10 protein-coding genes are annotated in these 8,413 nt (G+C 54.3%); 9 read left to right on the top strand and 1 reads right to left on the bottom strand.

Going from position 1 to position 8,413, the window contains the following annotated elements:
* Positions 1-121 precede the first annotated feature (121 nt).
* Positions 122-1,459 (top strand): glycosyltransferase family 4 protein, encoded by a 1,338-nt coding sequence (locus tag H6G53_RS17815; protein ID WP_190535316.1) that lies wholly within the window; start codon positions 122-124, stop codon positions 1,457-1,459.
* 102 nt (positions 1,460-1,561) lie between these two features.
* Here the strand turns inward: H6G53_RS17815 and pheA are convergent, their stop codons facing one another.
* On the bottom strand, positions 1,562-2,419 hold the full coding sequence (gene pheA, locus H6G53_RS17820; protein WP_190353603.1) for a prephenate dehydratase: 858 nt from the start codon (positions 2,417-2,419) through the stop codon (positions 1,562-1,564).
* Between the two features lie 205 nt (positions 2,420-2,624).
* Between pheA and H6G53_RS17825 the strand changes: the two genes are divergently transcribed.
* The 8 genes from H6G53_RS17825 (at position 2,625) to H6G53_RS17860 (ending at position 8,290) form a co-directional block, all read left to right on the top strand.
* Positions 2,625-2,774 (top strand): hypothetical protein, encoded by a 150-nt coding sequence (locus H6G53_RS17825; protein WP_190535319.1) that lies wholly within the window; start codon positions 2,625-2,627, stop codon positions 2,772-2,774.
* Between the two features lie 147 nt (positions 2,775-2,921).
* Entirely contained in the window at positions 2,922-3,515 is a 594-nt protein-coding gene (locus H6G53_RS17830) for a DUF1997 domain-containing protein (RefSeq protein WP_143473026.1), read from the top strand.
* Positions 3,516-3,544: 29 nt separating this feature from the next.
* The gene (cobM, locus tag H6G53_RS17835; protein WP_190535322.1) at positions 3,545-4,354 is read left to right on the top strand and encodes a precorrin-4 C(11)-methyltransferase; all 810 of its coding nucleotides are present in this window, start codon (positions 3,545-3,547) and stop codon (positions 4,352-4,354) included.
* Between the two features lie 200 nt (positions 4,355-4,554).
* Positions 4,555-6,123 carry a class I SAM-dependent DNA methyltransferase gene (locus tag H6G53_RS17840; protein ID WP_190535325.1) on the top strand — a complete coding sequence of 523 codons (1,569 nt, stop codon included), beginning with the start codon at positions 4,555-4,557 and terminating at the stop codon, positions 6,121-6,123.
* Between the two features lie 73 nt (positions 6,124-6,196).
* Positions 6,197-7,279: a virulence RhuM family protein gene (locus tag H6G53_RS17845; protein WP_190535328.1), complete on the top strand. Its 1,083-nt coding sequence runs from the start codon at positions 6,197-6,199 to the stop codon at positions 7,277-7,279.
* A 17-nt stretch (positions 7,280-7,296) separates the two neighbouring features.
* Positions 7,297-7,608 (top strand): nucleotidyltransferase family protein, encoded by a 312-nt coding sequence (locus tag H6G53_RS17850; RefSeq protein WP_190535337.1) that lies wholly within the window; start codon positions 7,297-7,299, stop codon positions 7,606-7,608.
* Positions 7,605-7,952, top strand: a complete 348-nt coding sequence (locus H6G53_RS17855; RefSeq protein ID WP_190535340.1) for a DUF86 domain-containing protein — start codon at positions 7,605-7,607, stop codon at positions 7,950-7,952. The genes H6G53_RS17850 and H6G53_RS17855 overlap by 4 nt, the downstream gene beginning before the upstream one ends.
* Positions 7,952-8,290, top strand: coding sequence for a hypothetical protein (locus H6G53_RS17860; RefSeq protein ID WP_190535343.1), 339 nt, complete (start codon positions 7,952-7,954; stop codon positions 8,288-8,290). The genes H6G53_RS17855 and H6G53_RS17860 overlap by 1 nt, the downstream gene beginning before the upstream one ends.
* The last annotated feature ends 123 nt before the right edge of the window (positions 8,291-8,413 follow it).

Raw genomic sequence — 8,413 nt, forward strand, 5'->3', positions numbered from 1 at the left:
ATAGGAACGGCCGCGTCATGATCGGCTGGATTGCGGGATGCTCAAGTGCAATTGAATGGGCGAAACCACAACATAGTCACTCCTTGTTCTACGTCACCCTTAACCTGGTAAACCCAAGGCTATGAAGATTCTGATCTATTCCTACAACTACCATCCTGAGCCGATCGGGATTGCACCGTTGATGACTGAGCTAGCGGAGGGGCTGGCTCGGCGTGGTCACGAAGTTCGCGTTTTGACGGGAATGCCAAACTACCCGGAACGGCGGATTTACGAAGGCTATCGGGGCAAGTTGTATTGCACGGAAGTGATTAACAACGTGCGAATCGATCGCTGCTATGTCTGGATTCGACCCAAGCCCGGCCTGCTGACGCGGTTGGCCCTGGATGGCAGTTTTGCGATCACGAGTTTCCTGCGGGCCCTGAATGGCTGGCGGCCCGATGTGATGTTGATGACTTCGCCTCCGTTGGCGGCGACGGTTCCGGCGGCCCTGCTGCGGTGGATGTATCGCTGCCCTCTGATCCTAAATTTGCAAGATATTTTGCCGGAAGCGGCGGTGCATACGGGGCTGATTACCAGCAAGCGGGCGATTCAGGTTTTTGAGGCCCTGGAGCGATTTGCCTACAAAACCTCAACGGCGATCAGCGCGATCGCGGAGGGTTTTGTGGACAACCTGGTGAGCAAGGGGGTGTCGCCCAACAAAATTGCCCTGATTCCCAACTGGGTGGATGTGAACTTTGTGCATCCAATGCCGAAAAACAATGCATTTCGTGCGGCCCATGGGTTACAGGGCAAGTTTGTGGTGCTTTATTCGGGCAACATTGCCTTGACCCAAGGGCTGGAAACGGTGATTGATGCGGCGAAGGTGCTGGATGGCCGGCCCGAGGCGGCCCAAATTCAGTTCGTGATTGTGGGTGAGGCGCGGGCGATCGAGCGATTGGGGCAATATTGCCGTGAAAATGCCGTGAGCGATCGGGTCAAGCTGTTGCCCTTTCAACCTCGGGAAGCACTGCCGGAAATGATGGCGGCGGCGGATGTGAGCTTGATTGTGCAGCGGCGCAACGTGGTGGGCTTCAATATGCCCTCGAAAACCCAGGTCATTTTGGCCAGTGGCCGGCCGATCATTGGATCTGTGCCGGGCCATGGCACGGCGGCCCAGGCCATCCGGCGCAGTGAGGCGGGGATTGTGGTGGAGCCGGAGTCGCCCCAGGCCTTGGCGGAGGCGATTTTGGCCCTGGCTCAGGATCCCGATCGGGCTGAACGGTTGGGTCGTCAGGGTCGCCAACATGCGCTGGAGATGTATAGCTTTGACTCGTCGCTCGATCGCTACGAACAGTTGTTTAACCACTTGGTGAAGCAGTCTCGCCGTCATTCGGCTGCGGTGACAGTTCCGGCGGACTTGGCGGGCACGTCGCAACCGCTGCAACTGCCCCAACCCTCAGCCAGCAATCGATCGCACTAAATTACTCGCGATCTCAGCAATTAGCCTTCTTGATCCAGCGTGATTCAGCGAAATTCCGCCAGATCTCGCAAGGCTAGCCCAATGCGCCTGGGTCAAAAAGTCCTAGGTCAGCTTCAGGGCATCGTAACTGCCGAACACCTTCAAGGTTTCCACCCGATCGCGCAGTTCTGCCAATGCTGCCTGGGTGCGAGCTTCCTGTTGCCCGGCTTCCAAATCCAAAAAGAAGACATAATCCCCCAGGCCGCGCTTGGAAGGACGAGATTCAATCCGACAAAGATTGATGTCCCGTTCCGCCAAGGTGGCCAGGGGCTGCAAAAGGGAGCCGGGCCGGTTAATGGTTGAGAAGGCGATCGCTGTGTGGCTGCCGGTGAGGTGCGCCGGTTCTCGGGCAATGACCCAAAACCGGGTGCAATTGTCTGGGCAGTCACTGATATCACGAGCCAAAACGGGCAAATCGTACAGTTGGGCCGCTCGCTCTGAGGAAATGGCAGCGGTTTGGGGCTGTTCCTGCACGTTGGTCAAGGCTTCGGCGGTGGAATTGGTGGGCAGGGGCTTGGCATTGGGCAAATGGGTTTCGATCCACCGCTGACATTGAGCCAGGGCTTGGGGATGGGAATAGACCGTGGTGATCGCCTTCAGGTCTGGGGCTTGGGTCACCAGCACATGGGCGATCGGGAGCAACACCGCCTGTTGCACATGTAGCCCCTCCAGTTGCCAAAGGGTGTCGAGGGTGGTGGTGACGCTGCCTTGAATGGAATTTTCCACGGGCACAACCACCAGGGGTACTTCGCCGCTGGCGGCCGCTTCCAGGGTTTTGGCAATGCTCGGGTAGGGGCGAAACTCCCCTAGGAAGGCTTCCTGGCTCGATCGCCACTGGGCATAGCCATTGGTGGCGGCCTCGGCATAGGTTCCCGCCGGGCCAAGGTAGCCAATCGTGATTGGGTGGGGGGAATCGGTCATCGCCATAGCCATCGCCAGAATATGGGGTATGAAATCCGGTATGCGGAATTAGGGAGTTGCAGGGTGCGGAATCGGCAGCGGGCATCAAGAACCGTTGATGAACCCTCGTTTTGAATCGCTGCCCAGTTTGCAGAAAGTTCTCCGCAGATAGTTCTTCGCAGATAGTTCTCAGAATACGATTTCCAGATCCCGACTGTGCCGGTTGATGCGCCCAGTCTTGGGCCGAATTGGAGCCAACCGATCGCCCCGAGACCAGGGTTTTGGCAAAATGCACCGCCACTCTGGGCGATCGGGAGGGTTCGGCTGGCCGCCCCCCGCCGATCGCCAAACCGGTATGATGGAATGCATTGGGTAGCGTTAAGTCATGCTTAGTCCCCAAAATTTGGGTCTAATCGGGTCTAATCCGTGTCAACCGCTTGCCAAGGAGCTGTTCTGTGGCGACAGCCCGGCGGTGGCCACCGTTGCCCAAGGATGAGTTGAACCTAACGCGGAGACTTTTTCGGTGGCTGCTGGCTTCTCTGCCTCACAGACGATCGATATGCCGGTGCCGCCAATGCGTCGCCCGGTCGCTGAATATCTGCGTCAGCCGCACCGGGTCGCGTTGGCGGCGGCCCAACCGGGGCACTTAGTGGCCCTGGGGGGCGATCGCTATCGGCTTTCGGTGCCAACCCTAACCTTTGCTCATTTGCAGTTCCAACCCATGGTGGATTTGCGGGTTTGGACTGACGAAGCAGGCGTAGTGCGGATGCGATCGGTTGGTTGCCAACTGGTGGGCCTCAAGGGGTTGGACAACGGCTTTTCCCTGGAGTTGACGGGCCAAATGCGAGCCATTAGCACCTCAGCGGGCGATCGCCTGAAGGGCGTGGTGGATTTAGGGGTGCGTGTAAAATTGCCCCCACCGCTCGATCGCCTGCCGGCCGCCACCATGCAGTCCACGGGTCAACTGCTGTTGACCCAAGTGCTGGCCAAGATGAAATATCGCTTGGTAGACCGGTTGAGCGCTGACTATCGCCGTTGGGCCACGGAGTCCACCTCCGCCTCGCTGCCCCTGCGCTCTATCCCAGGCTCCAATGCCGCCCGCCGCAAAACCCCATGACCTCCGATTCCAGCCCTGCAATCAATCCCATGACCCCTTTGCCCGAGTCAGCCCTCGATCGCCCCGCCACCGTGCGGATTGTGGGCGCGGGGCCCGGTGACCCCGACCTCATTTCCGTGCGAGGTCAAAAACTCCTGGCGGCGGCCGATACGGTCTTTTTTGCTGGCTCCCTTGTTCCGGAAGCGATGTTGAGCCATTGCCAGCCAGAGGTGGAAGTGATCGACACCCGATCGCTCGTCTTGGAAGATTGGTTGCCCACGTTGATCGATCGGGCCCGGGCCGGAAAACAGGTGGTGCGACTGCAAGACGGCGACCCCTCCCTCTATGGCGCACTCCATGAAGTGGTGGCCCAACTGTTGGAGCAAGAGATTCCCTTTGAAGTGGTTCCCGGAATCAGCGCCTTCCAAGCGGCCGCCGCCCGTTTGGCCGTGGAGCTGACCGTGCCCAACCTGGTGCAAAGCATCATCCTCACCCGGGCCCGAGGCGAAACCCAAGTGCCCGACGCGGAAGATCTAGCCAGCCTGGCCGCCCACAAAGCCAGCCTTTGTCTGTACCTGAGTGCCCACCATGCCCAGCGGGCCCAAGACCAGCTCGCGGCCCATTACCCACCAGAGATGACCATCGCGGTTTGCTACCGGATCGGGTGGGAGGATGAGCGAGTGGTGCTTTGCCGGTTGGATGAGTTGGCCAGCATCACCCACCAGGAAAAACTAACTCGCACCGTTCTTTATGTGATTAGTCCGGCCCTGGATGCCATGACCACGGCCACCACCGCCCGATCGCGCCTTTACAGCGGCGATCACCGCCACATTTTCCGTCCCAAAGCCAGCCAAGCCTAGACTTGAGGGGATCAACTACTCATCACGGGAATGGGTATAGCCCAGCAGTAATAAATTTTTGGGTAGTGCCAGAATTCAGTAATGATGAGCGACTGTAAGCCTCGCGGTGTAAGCGATCTGTTACCGAAAGCCATCACCACACAGGCACTACTCGCTTCTGAATATAATGGTCTCTTAACTCAGAATTGATCCCTATCTCCATGCCGAAGTCTGCCGCATCCACCACTAATCAGGGTGCCAACCTTGGTTATGAGTCCGACCTGTTTAAAGCAGCGGATAAGTTACGGGGCAACATGGAGCCATCGGACTATAAGCACGTTGCCTTGGGCTTAATTTTTCTGAAGCACATTGGCGATCGCTTTGAAGGGCGGCGACAAGAACTGATCGCAGAATTTCCCGATGATGCGGAAGCTCTGGAAGACCGGGACGAGTACATGGCCGAAAACGTTTTTTGGGTTCCCCCGGTGGCCCGGTGGTCACATCTGCAAGCGAATGCCAAACAGCCGACGATCGGGAAGTTGATTGATGAGGCAATGTTGGCGATCGAAAAAGAGAATGCTTCACTCAAAGGTGTGCTGCCGAAGGAATACGCCCGGCCGGCGCTTAGTGCAGTGATGCTGGGTGAATTAATCGATCTGATTTCCAATATTGCGTTGGGCGAGACTCAGGATACCGCCAGGGACGTTTTGGGGCGGGTCTACGAGTATTTTTTGGGTCAATTTGCCGGATCGGAAGGGAAGCGGGGCGGCGAGTTTTACACACCCCGATCGGTTGTGCGGGTGATGGTGGAAATGCTGCAACCATTCCAAGGGCGAGTCTATGATCCCTGTTGTGGTTCCGGCGGTATGTTTGTGCAGTCGGAAAAGTTTGTACAAGACCACGCCGGGCGCATTGGTGACATTGCCATTTATGGCCAGGAAAGCAACTACACCACCTGGCGACTGTGCAAGATGAATTTGGCGGTTCGGGGGATTGATTCCGATATTCGTTGGAATTCAGACGGATCGTTTCATAAGAACGAATTGCCCGATTTGCGCGCCGATTTTATTTTGGCGAATCCACCCTTTAATATTTCCGATTGGGGTGGCGATCGCCTGCGGGAAGATGGGCGCTGGAAATTTGGTATTCCGCCAGCGGGCAATGCGAACTATGCCTGGTTGCAGCACATTTGGCATCATTTGGCCCCCAGGGGAACGGCGGGGGTGGTGTTAGCCAATGGGTCGATGTCGTCGCAACAGAGCGGTGAGGGTGAGATCCGTAAGGCGATGATTGAAGGGGATGCGATCGATTGCATGATTGCGTTGCCCGGTCAGTTGTTTTATTCAACACAAATTCCGGCCTGTTTGTGGTTTTTGGCCAAGGACAAATCAAACGGCATTGCGAGGGATAAAAAGCTGCGCGATCGGCGGGGAGAAATCCTATTTATTGATGCCCGCAAGTTGGGCTACATGGTCGATCGCACCCGTCGCGAATTTAGCGATCAGGACGTGGCGAAAATTGCGGATACCTATCACGCTTGGCGCGAGGGCAGCGGCTATGAAGACGTGGCGGGCTTTTGCAAATCGGCGACCTTAGACGAAATTCGCGGCCATAACTATGTGCTCACGCCGGGGCGGTATGTGGGAGCGGCGGCAACGGAGGAGGACGATGTGCCCTTTGAGGAGCGGATGGCGGAGTTGACGGCAACGCTGGCGGAACAGTTCAAGGAGTCGGCAAGACTGGAGGGGGCAATTCGGGAGAATTTGCGGGGCTTGGGCTATGACTTTTGAGGCCTCTTGCTAGGCAGTGGCATCGATTCCTGATGTTTGTAGTTGTTCGATCGCCCATGGGAAGGCTGAAGCGATGGCAGATATAGAAATTACTGGCGATGTTCCGCAGGCTCCGGGGGGGCAAATTCTGATTTATCAGGATGGGGGGCTGAATTTACAGGTGCGTTTGGCTGGGGAGACAGTGTGGCTGACTCAAGCGGGAATGGCTGATCTGTTCCAAACAACGCCGCAAAATATCACAATGCACCTTTCCTCAATCTATGAGGACAAAGAATTAGACGAGGTGGCAACTTGTAAGGAATTCTTACAAGTTCGGATGGAAGGTCAGCGCAATGTTCGTAGATCCCTGAAGCATTACAGCCTTGAGGCGATTTTGGCGGTGGGGATGCGGGTGCGGTCGGCGCGGGGGACGGTGTTTCGGCAGTGGGCGATCGCGCGTTTGGGGGAACTCCTGGTGAAGGGGTTCACGATGGATGATGAGCGCATCAAGGCTGGCCGGACACTGGGGGATGATTATTTTGAGGAGCTGCTGGCGCGGATTCGGGATATCCGATCGTCGGAGCGGCTGTTTTATCAAAAGGTCTTGGACATCTACGCCACGAGCATTGATTACGATGGCAATGCGGAGGCATCGCAGCTATTTTTTAAGACGGTGCAAAATAAGATGCACTGGGCGGCCCATGGCCACACGGCGGCGGAAATTATCGCAGAGCGGGCGGATGCAAACCAGCCGAATATGGGTTTAATGTCTTGGAAAAATGCACCCCATGGCAAGGTTCGCAAGGGAGATGTGGCAATTGCCAAAAATTATTTGAGTCAGGATGAATTGGAGGCGTTGAATCGAATTGTGTCGGCGTATTTGGAGTTTGCGGAGCTTCAGGCGCTGAATCGAAGACCGATGTATATGAGCGATTGGATCACAAAGTTAGATGATTTTTTGAAGTTGTCGGATCGGGAGATTTTGACCCATGCGGGCAAGATTTCAGCAGCCCTGGCGAGGTCAAAGGCGGAGGCAGAATACGAAAAATTTCATGAGTTTCAGTTGGGGGAACCGCAACCGGTGGATGATGATTTTGGTGAGGTTATGGGCAAGGTTAAGAAAATTGAGACGATAACGAAGCGAAAAACTACCCGTAAGAAAAAGAGTACTGATTGATAAGAAGGTGGCGATCAATGAGTGATCTAAAAGAAAGACCGCATCTTAGCTTGCTACAGCAGAAACGAGAGGATATTCTCGCGATCGCCCAAAAACACGGGGCTAAGAATGTCAGGATTTTTGGTTCTGTGGCCAGGGGTGAAGCGGGCAAGGATAGCGATATTGATTTTTTGATTGATTATGACCTCGATAAAATATCGCCTTGGTTTCCTGCGGGTTTACTGCTAGATTTGGAAGCGCTGTTGGGGGTTAGAGTCGATGTGGCAACGGTTGATATGTTAAAGGCTCGCATCAAAGAGCAGGTTTTGCAGGAGGCGATCGCGTTATGAGGAGGACGGAGGAACGCCTGCAAGATATTTTAGATTCTATAGAAGCGATCGAGCGATATGCAAGCCAAGGAAGGAGTACTTTTGAGGATCAGGAATTAGTTCAAGTTTGGATCGTTCATCATTTACAAATTATTGGAGAAGCCGCCAACACTATACCTCATGATTTAACGAGTTTATACCCACAGGTTCCTTGGGCACAAATCATTGCATTCAGAAATATTATTGTGCATGAATATTTTCGCTTGTCTTTGAGTTTGGTCTGGGCAATTGTTGTTAATGATTTACCGAGACTAAAAATTCAAGTTATTCAAATCTTGTCAGAAGTTAATGGAGGAGGCGATTGATGAATATTGAATTTGTTCTAGGAGAGATTCCAAAGGATTGGTCTTATAGTCTGCTAGGGAAAATCTGTGAAGATACAGGAGGGAATATTCAAACAGGCCCGTTTGGTAGCCAGTTACATAAGTCTGATTATGTTTTACATGGTATTCCCTCCATCATGCCAAAAGATATTACTAATAATGGAATTTCCGAGGAGGATATATCAAGAATTTCACCCAAAAATGCAGAGCGTTTGAGTCGTTATCTTGTTCAACAGGGAGATATTGTTTATAGTCGCCGAGGTGATGTTGAGAGATGTGCTCTGATTACCAAAAAAGAGGATGGATGGCAGAAGTGTTGAATCTAAACACAAAACTTCATATTCTAGGCAACAAGAGTTTCTGGCAGTAAATCATAGCTCCAATGACTGATTGAGCCATAGCGACCGAGTACAACTTGCAAATATCGCAATTTATCTAGTAGC

This window comes from Limnothrix sp. FACHB-406, from assembly GCF_014698235.1.
Lineage (GTDB): Bacteria > Cyanobacteriota > Cyanobacteriia > CACIAM-69d > CACIAM-69d > CACIAM-69d.